22 protein-coding genes are annotated in these 21451 nt (G+C 61.3%); 7 read left to right on the top strand and 15 right to left on the bottom strand.

Annotation, left to right across the window (positions count from 1 at the left end; all coding sequences use genetic code 11):
* Positions 1-5: 5 nt before the first annotated feature.
* The 5 genes from WH299_RS08210 (at position 6) to coq7 (ending at position 3995) form a co-directional block, all read left to right on the top strand.
* Positions 6-968, top strand: coding sequence for an NAD(P)H-dependent flavin oxidoreductase (locus WH299_RS08210; protein WP_339550013.1), 963 nt, complete (start codon positions 6-8; stop codon positions 966-968).
* A gap of 69 nt (positions 969-1037) precedes the next feature.
* Complete coding sequence (locus WH299_RS08205; RefSeq protein WP_339550012.1) at positions 1038-1994, top strand: DUF805 domain-containing protein; 957 nt, start codon at positions 1038-1040, stop codon at positions 1992-1994.
* 63 nt (positions 1995-2057) lie between these two features.
* Positions 2058-2846, top strand: coding sequence for an SDR family NAD(P)-dependent oxidoreductase (locus WH299_RS08200; RefSeq protein ID WP_016977897.1), 789 nt, complete (start codon positions 2058-2060; stop codon positions 2844-2846).
* A 46-nt stretch (positions 2847-2892) separates the two neighbouring features.
* Positions 2893-3231, top strand: a complete 339-nt coding sequence (locus tag WH299_RS08195; protein WP_339550011.1) for a histidine triad nucleotide-binding protein — start codon at positions 2893-2895, stop codon at positions 3229-3231.
* 116 nt (positions 3232-3347) lie between these two features.
* Positions 3348-3995, top strand: a complete 648-nt coding sequence (coq7, locus tag WH299_RS08190; RefSeq protein WP_015886151.1) for a 2-polyprenyl-3-methyl-6-methoxy-1,4-benzoquinone monooxygenase — start codon at positions 3348-3350, stop codon at positions 3993-3995.
* Between the two features lie 64 nt (positions 3996-4059).
* Here the strand turns inward: coq7 and WH299_RS08185 are convergent, their stop codons facing one another.
* A complete protein-coding gene (locus WH299_RS08185; protein ID WP_005792019.1) occupies positions 4060-4482 on the bottom strand; it encodes an OsmC family protein in 423 nt (140 codons plus the stop codon).
* A gap of 247 nt (positions 4483-4729) precedes the next feature.
* Between WH299_RS08185 and crp the strand changes: the two genes are divergently transcribed.
* A complete protein-coding gene (crp, locus tag WH299_RS08180) occupies positions 4730-5374 on the top strand; it encodes a cAMP-activated global transcriptional regulator CRP (RefSeq protein WP_122729405.1) in 645 nt (214 codons plus the stop codon).
* Here the strand turns inward: crp and WH299_RS08175 are convergent.
* The 14 genes from WH299_RS08175 to WH299_RS08110 all read right to left on the bottom strand — a co-directional run bounded on the left by WH299_RS08175 (position 5371) and on the right by WH299_RS08110 (position 20369).
* A complete protein-coding gene (locus tag WH299_RS08175) occupies positions 5371-6069 on the bottom strand; it encodes a lipoate--protein ligase family protein (protein ID WP_445262703.1) in 699 nt (232 codons plus the stop codon). The genes crp and WH299_RS08175 overlap by 4 nt on opposite strands.
* A complete protein-coding gene (gene trpC, locus WH299_RS08170; RefSeq protein ID WP_122729407.1) occupies positions 6069-6905 on the bottom strand; it encodes an indole-3-glycerol phosphate synthase TrpC in 837 nt (278 codons plus the stop codon). The genes WH299_RS08175 and trpC overlap by 1 nt, the downstream gene beginning before the upstream one ends.
* Positions 6902-7951, bottom strand: coding sequence for an anthranilate phosphoribosyltransferase (trpD, locus tag WH299_RS08165; protein WP_010206948.1), 1050 nt, complete (start codon positions 7949-7951; stop codon positions 6902-6904). The genes trpC and trpD overlap by 4 nt, the downstream gene beginning before the upstream one ends.
* Positions 7952-7960: 9 nt before the next feature.
* A complete protein-coding gene (locus WH299_RS08160) occupies positions 7961-8554 on the bottom strand; it encodes an aminodeoxychorismate/anthranilate synthase component II (RefSeq protein ID WP_126569573.1) in 594 nt (197 codons plus the stop codon).
* A 9-nt stretch (positions 8555-8563) separates the two neighbouring features.
* Positions 8564-10045, bottom strand: coding sequence for an anthranilate synthase component I (gene trpE, locus WH299_RS08155; protein WP_339550008.1), 1482 nt, complete (start codon positions 10043-10045; stop codon positions 8564-8566).
* Between the two features lie 70 nt (positions 10046-10115).
* Positions 10116-10934 (bottom strand): phosphoglycolate phosphatase, encoded by an 819-nt coding sequence (locus WH299_RS08150; protein ID WP_016977891.1) that lies wholly within the window; start codon positions 10932-10934, stop codon positions 10116-10118.
* Complete coding sequence (gene rpe / locus WH299_RS08145; RefSeq protein WP_028618149.1) at positions 10931-11605, bottom strand: ribulose-phosphate 3-epimerase; 675 nt, start codon at positions 11603-11605, stop codon at positions 10931-10933. Before rpe ends, WH299_RS08150 begins: the two co-directional genes overlap by 4 nt.
* 84 nt (positions 11606-11689) lie before the next feature.
* Positions 11690-12838 (bottom strand): iron-containing alcohol dehydrogenase, encoded by a 1149-nt coding sequence (locus tag WH299_RS08140; RefSeq protein ID WP_339550007.1) that lies wholly within the window; start codon positions 12836-12838, stop codon positions 11690-11692.
* Between the two features lie 216 nt (positions 12839-13054).
* Complete coding sequence (locus tag WH299_RS08135; RefSeq protein ID WP_028618151.1) at positions 13055-13879, bottom strand: ABC transporter permease; 825 nt, start codon at positions 13877-13879, stop codon at positions 13055-13057.
* A gap of 12 nt (positions 13880-13891) precedes the next feature.
* Positions 13892-15139, bottom strand: a complete 1248-nt coding sequence (locus tag WH299_RS08130) for an ABC transporter permease (RefSeq protein ID WP_122729413.1) — start codon at positions 15137-15139, stop codon at positions 13892-13894.
* Between the two features lie 165 nt (positions 15140-15304).
* Positions 15305-16345, bottom strand: a complete 1041-nt coding sequence (locus tag WH299_RS08125) for an ABC transporter substrate-binding protein (RefSeq protein WP_028618153.1) — start codon at positions 16343-16345, stop codon at positions 15305-15307.
* A gap of 43 nt (positions 16346-16388) precedes the next feature.
* Complete coding sequence (locus tag WH299_RS08120) at positions 16389-17501, bottom strand: ABC transporter ATP-binding protein (RefSeq protein WP_122686801.1); 1113 nt, start codon at positions 17499-17501, stop codon at positions 16389-16391.
* Positions 17502-17726: 225 nt separating this feature from the next.
* Positions 17727-18356 carry a response regulator gene (locus WH299_RS08115; protein ID WP_025857051.1) on the bottom strand — a complete coding sequence of 210 codons (630 nt, stop codon included), beginning with the start codon at positions 18354-18356 and terminating at the stop codon, positions 17727-17729.
* Between the two features lie 18 nt (positions 18357-18374).
* A complete protein-coding gene (locus WH299_RS08110) occupies positions 18375-20369 on the bottom strand; it encodes a PAS domain-containing sensor histidine kinase (protein ID WP_123475088.1) in 1995 nt (664 codons plus the stop codon).
* Between the two features lie 77 nt (positions 20370-20446).
* On the opposite strand from WH299_RS08110, the gene WH299_RS08105 reads away from it, so the two are divergent.
* Positions 20447-21421: an alpha/beta hydrolase family protein gene (locus tag WH299_RS08105; protein WP_123475086.1), complete on the top strand. Its 975-nt coding sequence runs from the start codon at positions 20447-20449 to the stop codon at positions 21419-21421.
* Positions 21422-21451: the final 30 nt, after the last annotated feature.

Here is a 21451-nt window from a genome sequence, read left to right as displayed (position 1 = left end):
CTCCAATGTCATTGCCCGCTCTGCTTGAACAACGCCTGCGCCTGCCCGTCGTGGCGGCGCCGATGTTCCTGATTTCCAACCCGCAACTGGTCCTGGCGTGCTGCCGCAATGGGGTGGTCGGGAGTTTCCCGGCGCTCAACCAACGTGAAAGCAGTGCATTCAAGGCCTGGCTGGAGGAAATCGAAGCGGGCCTGGCCCAGTTGGACAACCCCGCGCCTTACGCCGTCAACCTGATCGTGCACAACAGCAACCCAAGGCTCGAGGCGGATCTGGCGATCTGCGTCGAGCACAAAGTGCCGATCGTCATCACCAGCCTGGGCGCCGTGAAGGAGTTGGTAGACGCCGTACACAGCTACGGTGGCCTGGTGTTCCATGACGTCACCACCCGACGTCATGCCGAGAAGGCTGCCGAAGCCGGCGTAGATGGCCTGATCGCCGTCGCGGCCGGTGCTGGCGGCCATGCCGGCACCTGGAGCCCTTTCTCGCTGATTGCCGAGATTCGCCAGTTCTTCGACAAGACCCTGCTGCTGGCCGGCTGCCTCAACCACGGGCACGAGATTCTCGCCGCCCAGTTGCTCGGTGCAGACCTGGCCTACTTCGGCACACGCTTTATCGGCACCACCGAAAGTCACGCCCCGGATGCTTATAAAGAGATGCTGCTCACATCGCGCGCGGCCGACATCGTGCACACTCCCGCTGTCTCCGGCGTGCCCGCCAGCTTTATGCGCCAGAGCCTGGAAAACGCCGGTTTCGACCTCGCCGCCTTGCAAGGCAAAGGCGAAGTCAACTTCGGTTCCAAGCTCAAGCCGTTGAGCGACGAGGCCAAGGCATGGAAGACTGTATGGTCCGCCGGCCAAGGTGTCGGTGAGATTGATGATTTGCCCAGCGTCGATGAACTGGTTGCCCGTCTGGATGCCGAATACCGCAAGGCCCGTGAACAGGCAGCTCAATTGCGCTGGCCGCGCTGACCCATCGCATGGCCTGCTGCTTGAGCCGGCCTGCACTACCTCCCTGAATCAAGTGACAAGGAAGCCCGCATGAGCGACAACCGTTTCAAGATTGTGTTTGATGGAGCCCTGCTCCCGGGTGTCGAAAGCACCACGGCCAAGCTGAACCTGGCCGAGCTGTTCAAGAGTGACGTCGAAGCCATCGAGAAGCTCTTCACCGGTCGCCCTGTCGCACTCAAACGTGACCTGTCGCACCCGGATGCGGAAACCTACCTCACCGCACTGAAAAACGCCGGTGTCGATGCGCGCATTGAGCCCGAACAGCCTGTGGCCTTCAGCCTGGCTGAAACTCACGAGACAGACTCTGGCAGTTTCTCGCGCCCTGCGGCCTCACCGTATGCACCACCGCGCTCCGCCGTGGGTGATGACCTGCCGGAGTACGCCACCCTCAAGGTGTTCACTATCCACGGGCGCATCGGTCGTCTGCGTTATCTCGCCTGGACCCTGGTGTTGACCCTGGCACTGTTGGTTGCCGGCGGTATCATCAGCACCGTCAGCTTTGCCGTTGCCACCGCTTCGCCGACCGCTGGCACCATCCTCGGCGTATTGCTGGGCCTCGCATTGTTTGTTGCGCTGGTCTGGGTCAGTGTACAAATCGGTGTGCAGCGCCTGCACGACCTGGGTTGGTCGGGTTGGTTGTACTTCCTCAACCTGGTTCCGCTGGTGAACAGCGTCTTCCCGATCCTGCTGCTGGTATTGCCGGGCAATGCAGGCGCCAACCAGTACGGCGCGCCACCACCACGCAACTCCACGGCGGTAAAAGTCCTGGCCACCCTGTGGCTGGCGTTTATCCCGGTCATGCTTGCCATCGTGGTGACCCTGGGCATGAACGGTTACCTGAACCAGCTCGAAGCCAACATGGACAGCAGCTACGAAAGCAGCTCCATCACCTCAGATGAAGATGCCGACCAAGCCGCGACCGTCGAAGAAGACGAAGCACAGAGTGCTGACGAAGCGGGCGAACCTGTAGACTCTCCAGAACAGTGAAGAAACGCCCCCGGCCTGTGATGCCTTTGTCACAGGCGCGGCGGCGTTGCGATGGAGAAAGGCATGACCCGTTACGCTCTGATCACCGGCGCCTCCAGCGGCATTGGCCTGGCCATGGCCGAAGCCCTGGCCCGTCGCGGCCGCAGCTTGATTCTGGTGGCCCGCCAGCGTGATCAGTTGGAAAGCATTGCAATCGAATTGACCCAACGGTTTGGCGTCGAGGTGCTGTTCCGAGCCTGCGACCTGGGCGAGCCGTTGCGCTTGTCCGGGTTCCTGCTGGAGCTTGAAGAAGGCGAGCGGCAGATCGACCTGCTGGTGAACTGCGCCGGCATCGGCACCAGCGGGCCATTCCTGGCCCAGGACTGGATGACCGAACAAGACCTCATGGAGGTCAACATCCTCGCCCTGACCCGTATGTGCCACGCGCTCGGTAACACCATGGCGCTGCACGGCGGAGGGCAGATTCTCAATGTGGCGTCCATCGCGGCGTTCCAGCCCGGCCCGTGGATGAGCACTTATTACGCCAGCAAGGCCTATGTACTGCATTTCTCCGAAGGCCTGCGCGAAGAACTGAAAACCTGCGGCATCAAGGTCTCGGTGCTCTGCCCCGGCCCGACACGCACCGCGTTCTTCGGCACCGCGCAGATGGACACCGCCAAGCTCGACCGCAGCCAGCAACTGATGAGCCCCGAGGAAGTGGCGCTCTATACCGTGCGCGCACTGGAAAAGAACAAAGCCATCATCATCCCCGGCCGTCGCAACCGCTGGATCGCCTTCAGCCCGCGTTTCAGCCCACGCTGGCTGACCCGCAAGATTGCCGGCGCCATCAACAAGGCCTATTGCCCACGTTGATTGGCTGAGTACACTCACCTTGCACATTCATAATGGAGAAACAGCTGTGGATACTCTGTTCACCAAGATCATCAACAGAGAAATACCCGCGGATATCATCTACGAAGATGATCAAGTCCTCGCGTTCAAGGACATCCATCCGGCGGCGCCTGTGCATTTCCTGGTCATTCCCAAGAAACACATCCCCACGCTCAATGACCTGACTGAAGAAGATAAAGCCCTGGCCGGTCATATCCTGTTCACCGCCCAGCGCCTGGCTGTAGAACAAGGGTGTGCAGAAGGTTTCCGGGTAGTGATGAACTGCAACCAGAAAGGCGGGCAGACCGTTTATCACATCCATATGCATGTGCTGGGTCAGCGCCAGATGAACTGGCCGCCGGGCTGATCAGCTTTTCAGCAAAGGTCGCAGCCCAGGCTGCGACCCCATGTCCTTGATGCAGCGCAAACGCTTCCCCCTCTCTTGCGGTAAACTGGCCGCCGAGATTCTTCCCGGAGGTCAGCATGACTACCCAACGTCACTACTCGCCGATTGACCGTCTGTTGCTGCAAGCCGATATGGCCATGCGCACGCTGCTGCCATTCAGCGGCCAGCCGTATCGCCCTTCGCCCGCGATCGTGCAGCCCGACGCCCAGATGAGCGAGACCGAGACCCGCCACGTTGCCGGCCTGATGCGTATCAATCATACCGGCGAAGTCTGCGCCCAGGCGCTGTACCAGGGCCAGGCCCTGACCGCCAAGCTGCCGCAGGTCCGTGCCGCCATGGAACATGCCGCCGAGGAAGAAATCGACCACCTGGCCTGGTGCGAGCAACGCATTCGCCAATTGGGCAGTCACCCGAGCGTGCTGAACCCTTTATTTTACGGTTTGTCGTTCGGGATTGGCGCCGCTGCCGGCCTGATCAGCGACAAAGTCAGCCTGGGTTTTGTCGCCGCGACCGAACATCAAGTGTGCAAACACCTGGATGAGCATCTGGAACAACTGCCAGCCGAGGACGAAAAGTCCCGGGCGATTCTTGAGCAGATGCGCATCGATGAAGAACACCACGCGGAAAGCGCGCTGGATGCGGGCGGTTTCCGGTTTCCGGCGCCGGTGCGGTTCGGCATGAGTCTCTTGGCCAAAGTCATGACCAAAAGCACCTATAGAATTTGAATGCATCGAACCGAAAAAAGGGCGCTATCACAGCGCCCTTTCTTTTTGCCCGCCGATTGAGTGATCAACCCAACTCGATGATTTCGTAATCGTGGGTGATGGCCACACCGGCCGCGCCGAGCATGATCGACGCCGAGCAATACTTCTCGGCCGACAGCTCGATAGCACGCTTGACCTGGGCTTCTTTCAGCGCCCGGCCCTTCACCACGAAATGCATGTGGATTTTGGTGAATACCTTGGGGTCTTCAGTGGCACGCTCGGCTTCCAGGAAGGCTTCGCAGCTTTCCACGGCCTGGCGGGATTTCTTCAGGATGCTGACCACGTCGAAATTGCTGCAACCGCCTACGCCCAGCAGGAGCATTTCCATCGGGCGTACGCCCAGGTTACGGCCACCGGCTTCCGGCGGGCCATCCATGACCACCACATGGCCACTGCCCGACTCACCGAGGAACATGGCTTCGCCCGCCCATTGGATGCGTGCCTTCATCGCCCAGACTCCACTGCTAAAAAAGGGTCGCCAGCTTAGCACAGGGCCCGCCTGCGTCAGCGTTTGCAACAAAAGCGATCAATAGCAGGCTTTGCGCGGAAAATTGGCTAATCGAGTCAGAATGTGTCTGTTAAGCTGACGCCAAATCGATGGCGTAATGCCACCCTTTATACAGCGCGTATCAGTGCCGATACCCGATGAATACAACAACTCAAACTATTTAGCGCAGTCTTTTCGGGATACAACCATGGTTGCCCTTACTCCCATACCCAAAATCAAGAATCTCGACAAACTGTTGATGCATTGCCAGCGCCGCCGCTACCCGGCCAAGCACAACATCATCTGCGCCGGCGAACGCTCCGAAACGCTGTTCTTCATTATCAAAGGCTCGGTCACCATCCTGATCGAGGATGAAGACGGCCGCGAAATGATCATCGCCTACCTGAACACCGGGGATTTTTTTGGGGAGTTGGGGCTGTTCGAACAAGCCGGCAAGGAACAGGAACGCAGCGCCTGGGTGCGCGCCAAGGTCGAATGCGACGTGGCCGAGATCAGCTACGCCAAGTTCCGCGAACTGGCCCAGTACGATCCCGACATTCTTTACGCCCTGAGCGGCCAGATTGCCCAGCGTCTGCGCGACACCACGCGCAAGGTCGGCGACCTGGCCTTCTTCGACGTCACTGGCCGCGTCGCGCGCTGCCTGCTGGAACTGTGCAAACAACCCGACGCCATGACGCACCCCGATGGCATGCAGATCAAGGTCACACGCCAGGAAATCGGGCGCATTGTCGGCTGTTCGCGGGAGATGGTCGGTCGCGTGCTCAAGGACCTGGAAGAACGCAACCTGGTGCACGTCAAAGGCAAGACGATGGTGGTGTTCGGTACCCGCTAAACCGGCAGGAAGCTGGCCAGCATTTGACGGTACAGGGCGTCCAGCCGGCTGAGCGCATTCGGTGCCGGAAAGGCTTCGTGCAGGGCAATATGGCTGTCGGCACGCACCCGCTGGTCGAGGCCGCAAGCTTCATTGAAGCGATTGACCGCCGCGATCAGCTCTTCGCGATCGTTTTCCAGCAACAGCGCACCGTGCACCAACCCCACCGGGCGACCACCACTTTGTCGCCAGCGCTGGGCCGTGCCGACCATTTTTCGGCCGTTAAGGTTGACGTTGTAGCGACCGTCGCAAAACGCACCGTCGATTTCACCAACGGACGCATCGCCTCCCAACTCGATCAGCAAGTCGCAGATCGGTTGGCATAAACGCAAATAACCGGTTTCGATACGGTTCTGATCGCCTTCACTGCGCGGCGGAGCATAGACCAGGGCGATGTTGACCGTCGCATTCGACTGCGGCACCGGTTCTCCACCGGTTTCACGCAACAATACCGGCCAACCGGCATGCGCGGAAACCTGGCTGGCGGTCTCAAATGCCGGCAAGCGGCTCAAACGACGTGGCATGACCAAGGCTTGGTCGCTGGGTTGCCAGAACAGCAACCCATATTCCCGCTCACCCGCGCAAACAGCCGCCAGCAGGTCTTGCTCGGCGGCAAGCCCTGCTTCGACGGTCATCGCCAACGGCTGCATCAGCATCAATCCAGTGTCGAACCGCTGACCGCCACACCACGCTCCGGGAAGAACAGGCGCTGCAATTCAGCTCCCGGGTTCTCGGCACGCATGAAGGTCTCGCCCACCAGGAACGAATACACGCCACTGATCTCCATCAACTCCACATCGGCACGGTTGACGATGCCACTCTCGGTAATCACCAAACGGTCGCGCGGAATGCGCGGCAGCAGGTCGAGGGTGTTTTCCAGGCTGACTTCGAAGGTGTGCAGGTTACGGTTGTTGACCCCCACCAGCGGTGTGTCGAGGGTTTTCAGGGCGCGTTCCAGTTCGTCACCGTCGTGCACCTCCACCAGCACATCCAGCCCAACGCTTTTGGCCACGGCCGCCAGTTCGGCCATCTTCACGTCATCCAGGGCGGAGACGATCAACAGCACACAGTCGGCGCCCAGGGCACGAGCTTCGACAATCTGATACGGGTCGACCATGAAATCCTTGCGGATCACCGGCAACTTGCACGCGGCGCGGGCCTGCTGCAGGAACAGGTCAGAACCCTGGAAGTAGTCGATATCGGTCAGTACGGACAGGCAGGTCGCCCCGCCCTTCTCATAGCTCTTGGCGATCTCTTCAGGAATGAAGATCTCACGAATCACGCCCTTGCTCGGCGAAGCTTTCTTGATTTCAGCAATGACGGCGGGCTGCTTGAGCTTGGCCTGGGCGATCAGCGCATTGGCAAAGCCACGCGGCGCATCGGCGATCTTCGCCTGGGCTTCCAGCTCGGCCAAGCTCACGCGAGCACGGCGCTCAGCCACTTCTTCAGCCTTGCGGGCCAGGATCTTTTCCAGAACGGTCGGCACACTCATCCTTCATTCTCCATCTTGAATACCGCGGTGAATGCTCCCAGCTCTTCGAGCTTCTCGCGAGCCAGACCGGTGTGCAGCGCATCGTGGGCCAAGGCAACACCTTCTTTAAGACTGTAGGCGTGGTCCGCCGCATACAGCGCAGCACCTGCATTCAACACTATCATCTCGGCAGCTTTTTGACCGTTCTCGGTCTTGCGACGCCCCAGGGCATCGCGAATCAACTCCAGGGAGGCCGCCGGGCTTTCTACCGCCAAGCCGTGCAGGCTCTGGCTCTTCATGCCCAGGTCTTCCGGCTCGACCCAATACTCGGTGACCTGGTCATTTTTCAGCTCTGCCACGAAAGTCGGTGCCGCCAGGCTGAATTCGTCCAGGCCGTCCTTGGAATGCACCACCAACACATGCTTGCTGCCCAGGCGTTGCAGTACTTCGGCCAATGGCCGGCACAGCGCCTGGCTGAACACACCCACCACCTGGTGTTTCACACCGGCCGGATTCGTAAGCGGGCCGAGCATGTTGAACAAGGTGCGCAGGCCGAGGTCCTTGCGCGGGCCAGCGGCGTGCTTCATCGCACCATGATGGGATTGGGCAAACATGAAGCCGATGCCGACGCTGTCGATGCAACGCGCCACTTGTACCGGCGTCAGGTTCAGGTAGATCCCGGCCGCCTCCAGCAGGTCGGCGCTGCCGCTCTTGCCGGACACTGCGCGGTTACCGTGCTTGGCCACGGTGCAACCCGCCGCCGCGACCACAAACGAAGAAGCCGTCGACACGTTGAAGATGTTCGCACCGTCACCGCCAGTGCCGACCACATCGACCACGCCGTCGAGGGTCTTGAGCTCGACCTTGTCCGCCAACTCGCGCATCACCGATACGGCGCCGACAATCTCGTCGATGCTTTCGCTCTTCATGCGCATAGCCATCATGAACGCGCCAATCTGCGCGTCGGTGCATTGACCGGTCATGATTTCGCGCATCACATCGCTCATTTCAGCGGTGCTCAGGTCCAGGTGGCCGACGATACGGCTCAGGGCAGTCTTGATATCCATGGAAAGTCCTTAGCGCGTGCCGCCGCTCTGCTTGAGAAAGTTGGCGAACAGCTCGTAGCCCTGCTCGGTCAGGATCGATTCAGGGTGGAATTGCACCCCTTCAATATTCAATGTCTTGTGGCGCAGGCCCATGATTTCATCGACCGAGCCATCTTCAAGTTGGGTCCAGGCGGTCAGCTCCAGGCATTCCGGCAGGGTTTCGCGCTTGACCACCAGCGAGTGGTAGCGGGTCACGGTCACCGGCAGGTTGAGGCCATGAAACACGCCTGCATCTCTATGGAACACCGGGCTGGTCTTGCCGTGCATCACCTGTCGCGCGCGCACCACGTCACCACCAAAGGCCTGGCCGATGGACTGATGGCCCAGGCACACGCCCAGGATCGGCAATTTGCCGGCGAAATACTGGATCGCCTCCAGGGAGATGCCCGCCTCGGTCGGCGTGCACGGGCCTGGCGAAACCACGATGCGCTCCGGGTTCAGGGCAGCGATCTCGGCCACAGTCATTTCGTCGTTGCGCACCACCTTGACCTCGGCACCCAGCTCACCCAGGTACTGCACAACGTTGTAGGTAAAGGAATCGTAGTTATCAATCATCAGCAACATGGGGAAACCTCAGGAATTGGGGGTCTGTTCAGCCAGCGCAACGGCGCGGAACATCGCGCGGCGCTTGTTCAGGGTTTCTTCCCATTCGAGGGCCGGCACCGAGTCGGCGACAATCCCGCCACCGGCCTGCACGTGCAGCTCCCCGTCCTTGATCACGGCCGTGCGGATCGCAATGGCCGTGTCCATGTTGCCGTTCCAGGCGAAATAACCCACGGCGCCGCCATACACACCGCGCTTGACCGGCTCCAGTTCGTCGATGATTTCCATCGCGCGGATCTTCGGCGCACCCGACAAGGTGCCCGCCGGCAGAATCGCGCGCAGCGCGTCCATTGCAGTCAAGCCGGCTTTCAGCTCGCCGGTGACGTTGGACACAATGTGCATCACATTCGAATAACGCTCGATCACCATTTTCTCGGTGAGCTTCACCGAACCGATTTCCGAGACACGCCCGGTATCGTTGCGGCCCAGGTCGATGAGCATCAGGTGCTCGGCGATTTCCTTGTCGTCGCTCAACAGGTCTTCTTCGAGCGCCAGGTCGGCTTCTTCGGTCGCACCGCGTGGGCGGGTGCCGGCAATCGGGCGCACGGTGATCAGGTTGTCTTCGACACGCACCAGCACTTCCGGCGAACTGCCCACCACGTGGAAGTCGCCAAAGTTGAAGAAGTACATGTACGGCGTGGGGTTGAAGCAACGCAGCGCGCGGTACAGATCGATCGGCGCGGCCTTGAAATCGATGGACATACGCTGCGACGGCACCACCTGCATGCAGTCACCCGCAAGGATGTATTCCTTGATGGTATCGACGGCGCGCTCGTAGTCATCCTGGGTAAAGCTTGAACGAAAGATCGGATCGGCCGCCGGCGGACGGCTGAGGTCCAGGCCGCGACGCGGGGTGATCGGCTGGCGCAGTTTTTCCAACAGGGCTTCGAGGCTGGCGCCGCCTTGCTCGAACGCGTCCTCCTGGGATGGATCGGCGAGTACGATCGCGTGCATCTTGCCGGCAAGGTTATCGAACACCACCACGGCATCGGAAACCATCAGCAGAATGTCCGGCACGCCCAGCGGATCCGGGTTCGGGCATTTGCCCAAGCGTTTTTCCACATAACGCACGCAGTCATAACCGAAGTAACCCACCAGGCCGCCGTTGAAACGCGGCAGGCCAGCAATGGTCGGCACGTTGTAGCGCGCCTTGAACGCTTCGACGAACGCCAGCGGATCTTCTACGTCGTGACTTTCGATCTCGACGCCATCATGGGTAATGCTCACATGATGGTCGTGTACCCGCAGCACCGTGCGGCACGGCAGGCCGATGATCGAGTAACGCCCCCACTTCTCGCCGCCCTGTACGGACTCGAGCAGGTAGGAGTTAGGCTCGTCGGCCAGTTTCAGGTAGATCGACAGCGGCGTGTCGAAGTCGGCCAGGGTTTCGCAGGCCAGGGGGATGCGGTTATAGCCGGCAGCGGCCAAACGCAGGAATTCTTCGCGGGTCATGATATGCCTCGTGGCTTGAGGGTCTAACAGTCAGGTATGCAAACGCGCCGCAGAGTGCGGCCAGGATCAGTCAGGCGCGCCAACGCCAGCGGGCCAGGGCCTTGATGACTTTCATCCAGAGTTTGCGAGTGACCACCACGATGGAATTTCCAGAAGGGGACGGATCGGTATCGGGCAACGTTATCTCAGCGCCAGCTCCCAAGCAACCGGGGATTAACAGGCGCAGGTCATCAATCACCAATGAAGGCGACTCTTCGGCGATCGGCCGACCATGGTTATAGCCGTAGCTGAGGGCCACGCACTGCACGCCCGCGGCCTTTGCCGCCAGCACATCACTGCGTGAATCGCCGACAAACAACGACTGCGAGGCCGGGATATTGGCCATTTTCATCACGAAAAACAGCGCCGCCGGGTCGGGTTTTTTCTGCGGCAGGGTATCGCCACCGATGATCCAGCGGAAATACCGGCCGATTTTCATCTGGTCCAACAATGGCGCGACGAAGCGCTCCGGCTTGTTGGTGATCAGGGCCATTTCCACGCCCTGCTTGCTCAGCCACTTGAGGGTGTCGCGCACGCCGGGGTAGACCACGGTCAGTTCATGGCCATCTTCATAGGCGGCGTTGAACAGTTCCAGCGCATGCTCGGCCTCCACATCATCGACACCTTCAGCATCGATGTTGTTGGCCAAGGCCCGGCGCACCAGCATCTGCACGCCGTTACCGACCCATTCGCGCACTGACTCGATCCCGGCCGGCTTGCGCCCCAGTTTGAGCAGCATTTCGTCCACCGCCGCCGCCAGGTCGGGCACCGAGTCGATCAAGGTGCCGTCCAGATCGAACATCACCAGCCGTGGCAATTTGCCGGGGAACAGCTGCTCAAAGCCGCTCATGGACGCGCCAGCGCCAGCTCGGCACGCATCTTGTCGATGACTTCCTGGTAGTCCGGCGCGTTGAAGATCGCCGAGCCGGCCACAAAGGTGTCGGCGCCAGCGGCGGCGATTTCACGAATATTGTTGACGTTGACCCCACCGTCGATTTCCAGGCGGATATCGCGGCCGGAGGCATCGATCAGCGCACGGGCTTCACGCAGCTTGTTCAGCGTGCCGGGGATGAACTTCTGGCCGCCGAAGCCTGGGTTGACGCTCATCAGCAGGATCATGTCGACCTTGTCCATCACGTACTCAAGCACGCTCAACGGAGTGGCCGGGTTGAACACCAGGCCCGCCTTGCAACCACCTTCGTGGATCAGTTGCAGGGTGCGGTCGACGTGCAGCGAGGCTTCCGGGTGGAAGGTGATGTAGGTGGCGCCGGCGTCGACGAAGTCGCCGATGATGCGATCCACCGGGCTGACCATCAGGTGTGCATCGATCGGCGCAGTGATGCCGTACTTGCGCAGCGCAGCGCAGACCATCGGGCCGATGGTCAGGTTGGGTACGTAGTGGTTGTCCATGACGTCGAAGTGCACGAAGTCGGCACCGGCGGCCAATACCTTGTCCACTTCCTCACCCAGGCGGGCAAAGTCGGCGGAGAGAATCGATGGAGCAATGACGAAGGGCTGCATGACGCACCTTTTTTGAGCTAAATCACGATGGCGCGCATTGTATACCTCATGCTTTGCCGCGCGCACCGTGACCTAACTCAACGGTTAGTAAGCGGCCCGGTAGATTTTCTCGATATCGACCGCGCTGAGCTTGCGTGGATTGTTGCGCATCAAGCGCTCAATACCCGCCGCTTCTACCGCCATGGCTGGGATCGCGTCCTCGGGCACCCCGAAACTGCGCAAGCCCGCCGGGATCTCCACTGCGGCACACAGTCGCGTCATCGCCTCAACGGCCTGGTCGGCGGCATCGTTGACGCTCAAGCCGGTGATATTCACGCCCATCGCCTGCGCAATCTCCTGCATGCGCTCCACGCAGGCCAGCTTGTTCCAGTGCATCACATAGGGCAGCAGCAGCGCATTGCTCACGCCATGGGCGATATTGAACCGCCCACCCAATGGATAAGCCAACGCGTGCACCGCGCCGACTCCCGCATTCCCGAACGCCATGCCGGCCATCAGGCTGGCGGTGGCCATGTCGTCGCGGGCCTGCAGGTTGGCCGGGTTGGCGTAGGCCTTGGGCAATGCACTGGCGATCAGCTTGATGGCGCCGATGGCCAAGGCGTCGGTGATCGGCGAGGCGTTCAGCGACAAGTAGGACTCGATGGCGTGCACCAGCGCGTCCACGCCACTGGCGGCGGTGACGCTGCGCGGGCAGGTCAGGGTCATTTGCGGGCTGATCAGCGCAACGTCCGGCAGCAGGTAATCGCTGACAATGCCCCTTTTCAGTTGCGCGGCCTTGTCGGAGAGAATCGCAACATTGGTCACCTCCGAGCCGGTGCCGGCGGTGGTGGGGATAGCGATCAGCGGCGGGCCTTTGCGTGGCACCTGGTCGACGCCGAACAAGTCGGCCAGCGCGCCGTGGTAGCCGGCATACGCCGCAACACTTTTGGCGATATCGATGGCACTGCCGCCGCCCACGCCGATCAGGCCGTCGTGCCCGCCCTCGCGGTAAACGCGCATGCAGTCTTCCACAATGGCGATTTCCGGGTCGGGTAACACCCGGTCGAAAATCTCGTAGGTGCGCTCGCCAAGATGTTCGAGTGCCAGCGCCACGGTGCCGGACTTGACCAGCGCTGCGTCGGTGACGATCAGCGGGTTGTCCACATCCAGGCGGGTCAGTTCAAAGGCCAGTTGTTCGATGGCGCCAGCGCCGGTCAGCAGTTTGTGGGCGATCTTGAATGAGGAAGTACTCATGTGCGCGGCCTCTTATTAAGTGATGGGCTGGCACAAGAGTAGCTCGGGATTTTGGGTTGCCCAGCATTCAGGGTCTGAATGGTCAGGTGACTCAACGCGGGCACGGTTTATGTGGGAGCTGGCTTGCCTGCGATTCAGGCGACTCGGTGTGACAGGCAAACCGCGGCGATGCAATCGCAGGCAAGCCAGCTCCCACAGGTGATCGCGTTTACCCACTCAGACCTGGGCGGTACGCAGTTTCTCGCTACGGCCACGCAACCATTCCAGGGTCAGCAACAGCAACACCGAGAAGGCAATCAACAGAGTCGCCGCCGCCGCAATCGTCGGGCTGAGGTTTTCGCGGATGCCGCTGAACATCTGGCGTGGCAGGGTCGCTTGCTCGGGGCCGGCGAGAAACAGCGTTACTACCACCTCGTCAAACGAAGTGGAGAAAGCAAACAGCGCCCCGGAAATCACCCCCGGCGCGATCAACGGCAAGGTCACTCGGCGAAATGCAGTCAATGGCGAGGCGCCGAGACTGGCCGCCGCCCGCACCAGGTTATGGTTGAACCCCTGCAACGTCGCCGACACGGTGATGATCACAAACGGCACACCCAGCACCGCATGCACCACGATCAGCGAGAAGAAACTGTTGCCCAGGCCCAACGGCGCAAAGAACAGGTAGCTGGCCACGCCGATGATCACCACCGGCACCACCATGGGTGAAATCACCAGCGCCATGACCAATGCCTTGCCGGGGAAGTTGCCGCGGGTCAGGCCGATCGCCGCCAAGGTGCCGAATACCATCGCCAGCACCGTGGCCGCAGGGGCAACGATAATGCTGTTCTTCAGCGCCCGCATCCACTCGGCGGAGGCGAAGAAGTCCTGATACCAATGCAGCGAAAAGCCTTGCAGCGGGTACACCAGGAAACTGCCGCTGTTGAACGACAGCGGGATGATCACCAGCACCGGCAGAATCAAAAACAACAGGATCAAGCCGCAGAGGATCCGCAAGCTGTAGAACCACACCCGCTCAACGGGCGACATATAAGGGCTCAGCATCACAAGGTCTCCTCAGCTCAGGCGCAGGCGGCTGGCGCCCACCAGCCGGTTGTAGATCAGGTACAGCACCACGGTGGCCAGCAGCAGCAAGCCGCCCAACGCCGTGGCCATGCCCCAGTTGATGCTGGTGTTGGTGTAGAACGCCACGAAGTAGCTGACCATCTGGTCGTTCGGGCTGCCCAGCAGCGCCGGGGTGATGTAGTAACCAATCGCCAGGATGAACACCAACAGGCAACCGGCCCCGACACCGGCGTAGGTCTGCGGGAAGTACACGCGCCAGAAGCTGGTGAATGGGTGACAGCCCAGGGAAATCGCCGCGCGCATGTAGGTGGGCGAGATGCCCTTCATCACGCTGTAGATCGGCAGGATCATGAACGGCAGCAAGATGTGCACCATGGAGATGTAGACGCCGGTCCGATTGAACACCAGCTCCAGCGGCTTATCGATCAGGCCCATGCCCATCAGTGCGCTGTTGATCAGGCCGCCAGATTGCAGCAGCACGATCCACGCGGCGACTCGCACCAGGATTGAGGTCCAGAACGGCAGCAACACCAGGATCATCAGCAGGTTGCTTTTGCGTGCCGGCAGATTGGCCAGTAGGTACGCTAGCGGATAGGCCAACAGCAGGCAGACCGCAGTGATCACCAGGCCCATCCAGAAGGTCCGGGCGAAAATATCCAGATAGATCGCCTGGTCCGGCGTGGCCGGCGCCACTTCACCGAGGTCATCGATGCGGTGATCGACCGCCGCCAGCAGGTAGAACGGCGTCAGGCTGCTGGTATTGCGCCGGATCGCCTGCCAGTACGCCGGGTCACCCCAACGTTCATCGAGGCTTTCCAGCGCTTCTTTATAGGAGGCGGGCGCTTCGCTGAAGGGCAGCGCCCGCGCAGTTTTGGTCAGCAGGCTGCGGTAGCCGGCCAGTTCCATGTTCAAGCGTTTGGACAGATCGCCCAAGGTCTGATTTTGACGGGCCTCGCCCAAGTCCTCACTGAGGGCCTGGTACACCGGCTCGCCCGGCAAGCCCCGGCCATCCCATGCCGTCACCGCCACCACGGTACGCGGTAAACCGCCCACCACTTCCGGGTTGCCGACGCTTTTGAACAGCAGCGCAACAATCGGCACCAGGAACACCAGCAGCAAGAACAGCACCAGCGGCGCGATCAAGGCTTGGGCCTTCCAGCGATTGAGCCGCTCGGCACGCGCCAGGCGCTGCTTGAGGGTGGGGCTGTTGACCTCGTTCGAGGGAACGGCGATGGCCATGGCAAACTCCGAAAATCTACGGTTGGGACCTTGGTCAACACGGTCCCTGTGGGAGCTGGCTTGCCTGCGATGGCATCGCCTCGGTGCATCAGTTGCACCGAGGTGTCTGCATCGCAGGCAAGCCAGCCCCTACATGAGCCGGTTTCGCCCGAGGGTTATGCGGTGTTACTTGGCCGCCCACGAGTTGAAGCGCTGCTCCAACTGCTCACCGTTATCCGCCCAGAAGCTCACGTCGATCTGCACCTGGTTGGCGATGTTTTCCGGGGTGGTCGGCATGTCTTTGAGGATGTCCTTGGCCAGCAACGGCACGGCTTGGGTGTTGGCCGGGCCGTAGGCGATGTTTTCCGAGTAGGTCTTCTGCTGCTGTGGTTGCACCGAGAAGGCGATGAATTTCTTCGCCGCTTCAGCACGGTCTTTCGCCAGGCCTTTAGGAATCGCCCACGCGTCAAAGTCGTAGATGCCGCCGTTCCACACCACTTTCAGGTTGCTTTCTTTCTGCACGGCGGCGATGCGGCCGTTGTAGGCCGAACTCATCACCACGTCGCCCGAAGCCAGGTATTGCGGCGGCTGTGCACCCGCTTCCCACCACTGGATCGATGGCTTGAGCTCGTCGAGTTTCTTGAACGCGCGGTCCTGGCCATCTTTGCCGGCCAGCACTTTGTAAACGTCCTTCGGCGCGACGCCGTCGGCCATCAGTGCGAATTCCAGGGTGTACTTGGCGCCTTTACGCAGGCCGCGCTTGCCCGGGAATTTCTTGGTGTCCCAGAAATCCGCCCAACTGGTCGGCGCGCTGGCCAACTTGTCCGCGTTGTAGGCGAGCACGGTGGACCAGACGAAGAAGCCCACGCCGCACGGCTGGATCGCGCCCTTCACGTAGTCGGCGCTGTTGCCGAACAGTTTCGGGTCCAGTGGCTCGAACATGTCTTCATCGCAGCCACGGGACAGCTCCGGCGATTCCACTTCCACCAGGTCCCAGGACACGCTCTTGGTGTCGACCATGGCTTTGACCTTGGCCATTTCACCGTTGTACTCACCGGCGACGATCTTGCCGTTGCCCGCGCTTTCCCATGGTGCGTAGAAGGCTTTGACCTGGGCCGCCTTGTTCGCGCCGCCAAAGGACACGACCGTCAGGTCCGGGCCTGCCATGGCCTGTGTCGCGCCCATCAAGCCCAAAGCCAGGGCGGAATACTTCAGGGATCTCAACATTGTTGTTCTCTCCACGTGCAGGGTTGGTGAAGCCAGGGGGCGATCAATTCGCCTCTAGAAGTGGGTCGAGTGCGCGAACGTGCTCGACTTGCCAGCCAATCGGTACCACGTCGCCAACCGCCAGGGCTGGGTCCAGCTCGGCAATCGGTTGTTTCACAAAAAAATCGGCCTTGCCGCAGACTTCCAGGCGCACGCGCACGTGATCGCCCAGGTAGATGAATTCGGCCACGCGCCCGGAGAAGCGGTTGACGCAAGATTCGCTGGAACCATTGAGGCTGACGCGCTCCGGGCGTACCGACAGGGTCACCGGGCCGCCGACCTGGCCGACATTCACCGCCAGCGCCTCGACCTTCTCACCGCGCGCCAGCTCCACCACGCAGCGCTCGCCGGTATGGCTGTGCAAGCGGCCATTGAGCCGGTTGTTCTCGCCGATGAAGTTGGCGACGAAGGTGTTCTTCGGTTCTTCGTAGAGGGTTCGCGGCGCGGCGATCTGCTGGATTTCACCCTGATGGAACACCGCCACGCGGTCAGACATGGTCAGCGCCTCGCCCTGGTCGTGGGTCACATACACCACGGTCACGCCGAGGCGCTGGTGCAGGTGCTTGATCTCCATCTGCATGTGTTCACGCAGTTGCTTGTCGAGGGCGCCGAGGGGTTCGTCCATCAGCACCAGCTGTGGTTCGAACACCAGCGCGCGGGCCAATGCCACGCGCTGTTGCTGGCCGCCAGAGAGTTGCGCCGGGTAGCGCTGGGCGAAAGCATCGAGCTGGACCATGCTCAGCACCCGTTTGACCCGCTCGCTGATATCGGTCTTGCTCAAGCCCCGCACCGACAGCGGGAACGCCAGGTTCTCGGCCACGGTCATGTGCGGAAACAGCGCATAGTTCTGAAACACCATGCCGATGTCGCGCTTATGCGGCGGCACGTTGTTGATGGCGCGCCCGGCCAGCTGGATTTCGCCGGCCGTCGGCGTTTCAAAGCCGGCAAGCATCATCAGGCTGGTGGTCTTGCCCGAACCGGAAGGCCCGAGCAGGGTAAGGAACTCGCCCTTGCGAATCTCCAGGTTGAGGTCTTTGACGATCAGGTTCTCGCCGTCGTAGCTCTTCTGCACGCCACGAAAGCTGACCAGCACATCATTTGAATCCACCTCGCTCATACCCGCACCTTTTTGTTTTGGACTGCTGTGAGACAAGCGTAGTCCAGCCGCAAGGCCCCGGAAATCGGGGGCCAGGAGAGAATTGCATCAGCCGGATGGAAGGTTTGGGGTAGGGATTGCCCTACACGGATGGCGCGCACGGGACGGTGCAGCGACAAGTGGCGAGCTGCAAGCGGCAAGAATGGGCTCGGCGGGGTTTTCGCGGTGTCGTTATCAGGTATGTGGCTAGAGCAGCTTGTGTTCCATGGCGTACTTCACCAACTCCGCCAGGGACGTGATATTGAGCTTTTGCATCAGTCGCGCCTTGTGGGTGCTGATGGTCTTGCTGCTCAGCGCCAGTTGCTGGGCGATGTCGTTGACGTTGGCGCCCTGAGCCAGGCGCTCGAACACCGAGAACTCGCGCTCGGACAGTAATGAATGCAACGGGCGGGCATCGGTGAGGCCGACTTCGAAGACCATCCGGTCGGCCAGGTCCGGGTCGATGTAACGCCCGCCGGCCGCCACCTTGCGAATCGCCGTGAGCAACAGCGCCGGGTCGCTGTCCTTGGTGGCGTAACCGGCGGCGCCGACCTTCAAGGCGCGGGCGGCCATTTGCGCTTCGTCGTGCATCGACAGCACCAGGATTGCCGGCGGATTGTTCAGCGCACGGATCCGCGCAATCGCTTCCAGGCCGTTGACGCCGGGCATCGAGATGTCCAGCAACACCACCTCGCAGGGCACGTGGCGCAGGGTCTCCAGCAATTGCTCGCCATTGCTGGCCTCCCCCACCACCAACAGGTCTTTGGCCAGGCCAATCAATTGCTTGATGCCTTCACGAACGATGGTGTGGTCTTCGGCTACCAGTACGCGGATCACAGGGACTTCCTCTTGGTGTTATGCATCCAGCGGCACCGTGACACTCAGGGTGGTGCCCTCCCCCAACTCGCTGTCCAGGCTCAATTGCCCACCCATGATCAGCACGCGCTCGCGCATGCCTACCAGGCCAAACGACACCGGGCGGCCCTGGGCCTGGACGAAGCCGACGCCATCATCGCTGATGGTCAGGCGCAAATCCGTGCCTTCCAGGGCAAGGGTCAATTCGACAGTATGCGCCTGGGCATGGCGCATCACATTGGTCAGCGCCTCCTGCAGGATGCGGAACAAGCCAATGGCCTTGGCATCGCTGAGGATCGGCAGATTATCCGGAACCTGCACCAGACAGGGAATGTGCGTACGCGCTTCAAAGCGCCGCGCTTGCCATTCAATGGCCGAGGCGATGCCCGCATCCAGAATCGGCGGGCGCAATGCCGTCGCCACGTCCCGCACCAACTGGAACAGCTGGGCGATCAAGCGCTTCATGCTGTTCAAGCGCTCGTGCAAACCGGGGTCGAGTTGCGCATAGGCCAACTCGCACATAGAGGTTTCGAGCTTGAGCACGGTGAGCATTTGCCCGAGCTCGTCGTGCACTTCGCGGGCGATACGGGCTTTTTCTTCTTCGCGTACGGTTTCCAGGTGGGCGGACAGTTCGCGCAGTTGCGCTTCGCTTTGCAGCAACGCGGCCAACGTCCGCCTCAGTTCGCTGACATCGTTGAGGTAGACCACCAGGTATTCAGCTTCGGCAAAACGCAGGAAACTCAAGGACACATTGGTTGGCAGGATGCTGCCATCGGCTCGCCGACAATCGGTAGCGAAGTTCTGCGGCCCTTCTTCACTGGCCCGTGCACGTTTCCAGAGGTTGAGCCAACGGTCCATGTCCAGGCTCGGATCAAGGTCGGCGAGCGGCCGCTCGATCAGCGCACCGGGGCCGTAGCCGAGCATGCTTTCGGCCGCGTGATTGGCGTAGCGCACATGGCTGTCCCAGTTGACCCAGAGGATGCCGACGGTGCTCTGGTCGATGGAAAACTGTGTCAGCCTTAGGGCCTCGGCACCGGCGGCACGGGCGGCGCTTTCTTCCCGTGCGGCCAACAAGCCGTGTTCCAGCACCCGTTGCTGGCGGCGTTGCCAGAACACCACGGCCAGGCTGGCGAGCAGCAACAGGCCCAGCAACAGACTGAGGTTTTGCCACAGGCCCGGGGACTCGGTAAGGCGCGGGTATTTGGGCTGCAGCCAGCGGTTGTGCAGTTGGTCCAAGTCGCGAGCGGGGATGGCGCGCAAGGCGCTTTGCATGATGCCGGCCAGTTCCGGCCATTCTCGTCGCGTGGCCACCCGCAGCAATTGCGGCAGGCCGATATCGCCCACCACTGCCAGCCCGGCAAACTCCGCCTCGCCGGACAAGCGGCTCAACTGCGCTTCATCCACCACCGCATAACGCGCTTGCTGGCTCACCAACAATTGCAGGGCCTGGCGCTCCATCGGCACGCCCTGCAGGTTGAGGCCGGGATAAGTGCTGCGCAGGTAATCAGCCACGGCGCTGGGCATGCGCACAGCGACGCGGGATTGTTCATCGAGTTTTTCCAGCTCCACGGCACCGCCGCCATCGCGGATGCCGACGATGTGTTGCGGCACGCGCATGTAGGGGTCGGTGAACAGCCACAGGCGCAGACCGGACGGGGTTTGTTGCAGGCCTGGGGCAATGTCCACCTCGCCCTCGCGCACGGCGGCTTCCAGTTGTTCCTGATTGGGGAAATTGCGCCAGGTCAGCTCGATATTCAGCGCCTTGGCCAGCCATTGCATCAACTCGACATTCGCCCCGGACAGCCGCTGCAAACGCCGATCGTATTGCGCGTAGGGTGCTTGCAACACCAGTCCGACCCGCAGCTCAGGGTGCTGAGCCAGCCAATCGCGTTGCTGCGCATTGAGCTGTGCCTGGGGCGCGACAGGCGCAGGGGCGGCATTTGCCATCAAGCCAAGGCACAAACAGCCGATAACCAGCAGACAGCGAAAACCCATGATCCACGTCTCACATCACTGACAAATACTGACCAACCCATTAGGCTGCTGGAATCACTTCTGGCCGGGAATTTACGATGCCCTTTTTTCACCGTTCAGCATTGCCAGCATTGTGCCTGTCGCTGCTTTTTACCAGCGCCTTTTCCGTACAGGCCGCTGACCCACCCGCACCTGCCGCCGAAAAACCCGTCGAGCGCCAGCCTTTACCCGAGCGCAGCCAAGCAGAAGCCAGCGCCCTCGAACGCAAGATCCCACAACAAGAACAGCAGCAATTGCAGGCCGGCAGCGATTCCTTCCTCGCCCTGTGGAAACCCGCCAACAGCGCCGAGCCCGAAGGCGTGGTGATTATCGTACCCGGCGCTGGCGAAAATGCTGACTGGCCGCAAGCAATCAGCCCGTTGCGGCACAAATTGCCGGACGCCAACTGGGGCAGTCTCAGCCTGTCGTTACCGGATGTTAGCGTGGATACGCTGCCACCGCGTGTGATGGAAGCGCCCAAGGCGACTGTCGACACCAGCAGCAAGGAAGCGAGCACCGCCGACAAACCGATCGAGCAAGCCGCCAGCGCCGAAGCCGAAGGCACCGACCCGGCGGTGGTGCCGGGTGCCGATGAGCAGGACAAGACCGACGCTTCGCGCATCTTCGCCCGCATAGATGCCGCCGTGGCGTTCGCCCAAACACAAAGCGCGCGCAGCGTGGTGCTGCTCGGCCATGGCACCGGTGCCTGGTGGGCCGCACGGTATTTGAGCGAAAAACAACCGTCCCAGGTGCAGAAGTTCGTCATGGTCGCGGCGCAAACGCCCACCGGACGGCATCCGGATGTACAACAACTGGCCCCCGGCCTGAAGTTGCCGACCGCCGATGTCTTCTACCAGGACACCGACCCATCACGCAAAAACGCCCTGGCCCGCGCCCAGACGGCCAAACGTTTGAAAAATGACGGTTACAAGCAGGTGTCATTGAAAGCGTTGCCTGGCAACAGCGCTGCCGAGCAGGAGCAGTTGTATCGCAGGATTCGCGGCTGGTTGAGCCCGCAGGCGAACGCCGACTGAGGGAACACCGCAGGTCCCCTGTGGGAGCGG

Origin of the sequence: Pseudomonas sp. MYb541, from assembly GCF_037479595.1 — a bacterium.
Classification (GTDB): domain Bacteria; phylum Pseudomonadota; class Gammaproteobacteria; order Pseudomonadales; family Pseudomonadaceae; genus Aquipseudomonas; species Aquipseudomonas canadensis.
The sequence above is the reverse complement of the archived record's forward strand: the minus strand, read 5'-3'. Positions and strand labels throughout refer to the sequence as shown.

What these genes read in the sequence shown, in the direction of transcription:
- WH299_RS08210 (WP_339550013.1), top strand. Translation starts at nt 6, where the DNA reads ATGTCATTGCCCGCTCTGCTTGAACAACGCCTGCGCCTGCCCGTCGTG.
- WH299_RS08205 (WP_339550012.1), top strand. Translation starts at nt 1,038, where the DNA reads ATGAGCGACAACCGTTTCAAGATTGTGTTTGATGGAGCCCTGCTCCCG.
- WH299_RS08200 (WP_016977897.1), top strand. Translation starts at nt 2,058, where the DNA reads ATGACCCGTTACGCTCTGATCACCGGCGCCTCCAGCGGCATTGGCCTG.
- coq7 (WP_015886151.1), top strand. Translation starts at nt 3,348, where the DNA reads ATGACTACCCAACGTCACTACTCGCCGATTGACCGTCTGTTGCTGCAA.
- WH299_RS08185 (WP_005792019.1), bottom strand. Translation starts at nt 4,482, where the DNA reads ATGAAGGCACGCATCCAATGGGCGGGCGAAGCCATGTTCCTCGGTGAG.
- crp (WP_122729405.1), top strand. Translation starts at nt 4,730, where the DNA reads ATGGTTGCCCTTACTCCCATACCCAAAATCAAGAATCTCGACAAACTG.
- WH299_RS08175 (WP_445262703.1), bottom strand. Translation starts at nt 6,069, where the DNA reads ATGCTGATGCAGCCGTTGGCGATGACCGTCGAAGCAGGGCTTGCCGCC.
- trpC (WP_122729407.1), bottom strand. Translation starts at nt 6,905, where the DNA reads ATGAGTGTGCCGACCGTTCTGGAAAAGATCCTGGCCCGCAAGGCTGAA.
- trpD (WP_010206948.1), bottom strand. Translation starts at nt 7,951, where the DNA reads ATGGATATCAAGACTGCCCTGAGCCGTATCGTCGGCCACCTGGACCTG.
- WH299_RS08160 (WP_126569573.1), bottom strand. Translation starts at nt 8,554, where the DNA reads ATGTTGCTGATGATTGATAACTACGATTCCTTTACCTACAACGTTGTG.
- trpE (WP_339550008.1), bottom strand. Translation starts at nt 10,045, where the DNA reads ATGACCCGCGAAGAATTCCTGCGTTTGGCCGCTGCCGGCTATAACCGC.
- WH299_RS08150 (WP_016977891.1), bottom strand. Translation starts at nt 10,934, where the DNA reads ATGAGCGGCTTTGAGCAGCTGTTCCCCGGCAAATTGCCACGGCTGGTG.
- rpe (WP_028618149.1), bottom strand. Translation starts at nt 11,605, where the DNA reads ATGCAGCCCTTCGTCATTGCTCCATCGATTCTCTCCGCCGACTTTGCC.
- WH299_RS08140 (WP_339550007.1), bottom strand. Translation starts at nt 12,838, where the DNA reads ATGAGTACTTCCTCATTCAAGATCGCCCACAAACTGCTGACCGGCGCT.
- WH299_RS08135 (WP_028618151.1), bottom strand. Translation starts at nt 13,879, where the DNA reads ATGCTGAGCCCTTATATGTCGCCCGTTGAGCGGGTGTGGTTCTACAGC.
- WH299_RS08130 (WP_122729413.1), bottom strand. Translation starts at nt 15,139, where the DNA reads ATGGCCATCGCCGTTCCCTCGAACGAGGTCAACAGCCCCACCCTCAAG.
- WH299_RS08125 (WP_028618153.1), bottom strand. Translation starts at nt 16,345, where the DNA reads ATGTTGAGATCCCTGAAGTATTCCGCCCTGGCTTTGGGCTTGATGGGC.
- WH299_RS08120 (WP_122686801.1), bottom strand. Translation starts at nt 17,501, where the DNA reads ATGAGCGAGGTGGATTCAAATGATGTGCTGGTCAGCTTTCGTGGCGTG.
- WH299_RS08110 (WP_123475088.1), bottom strand. Translation starts at nt 20,369, where the DNA reads ATGGGTTTTCGCTGTCTGCTGGTTATCGGCTGTTTGTGCCTTGGCTTG.
- WH299_RS08105 (WP_123475086.1), top strand. Translation starts at nt 20,447, where the DNA reads ATGCCCTTTTTTCACCGTTCAGCATTGCCAGCATTGTGCCTGTCGCTG.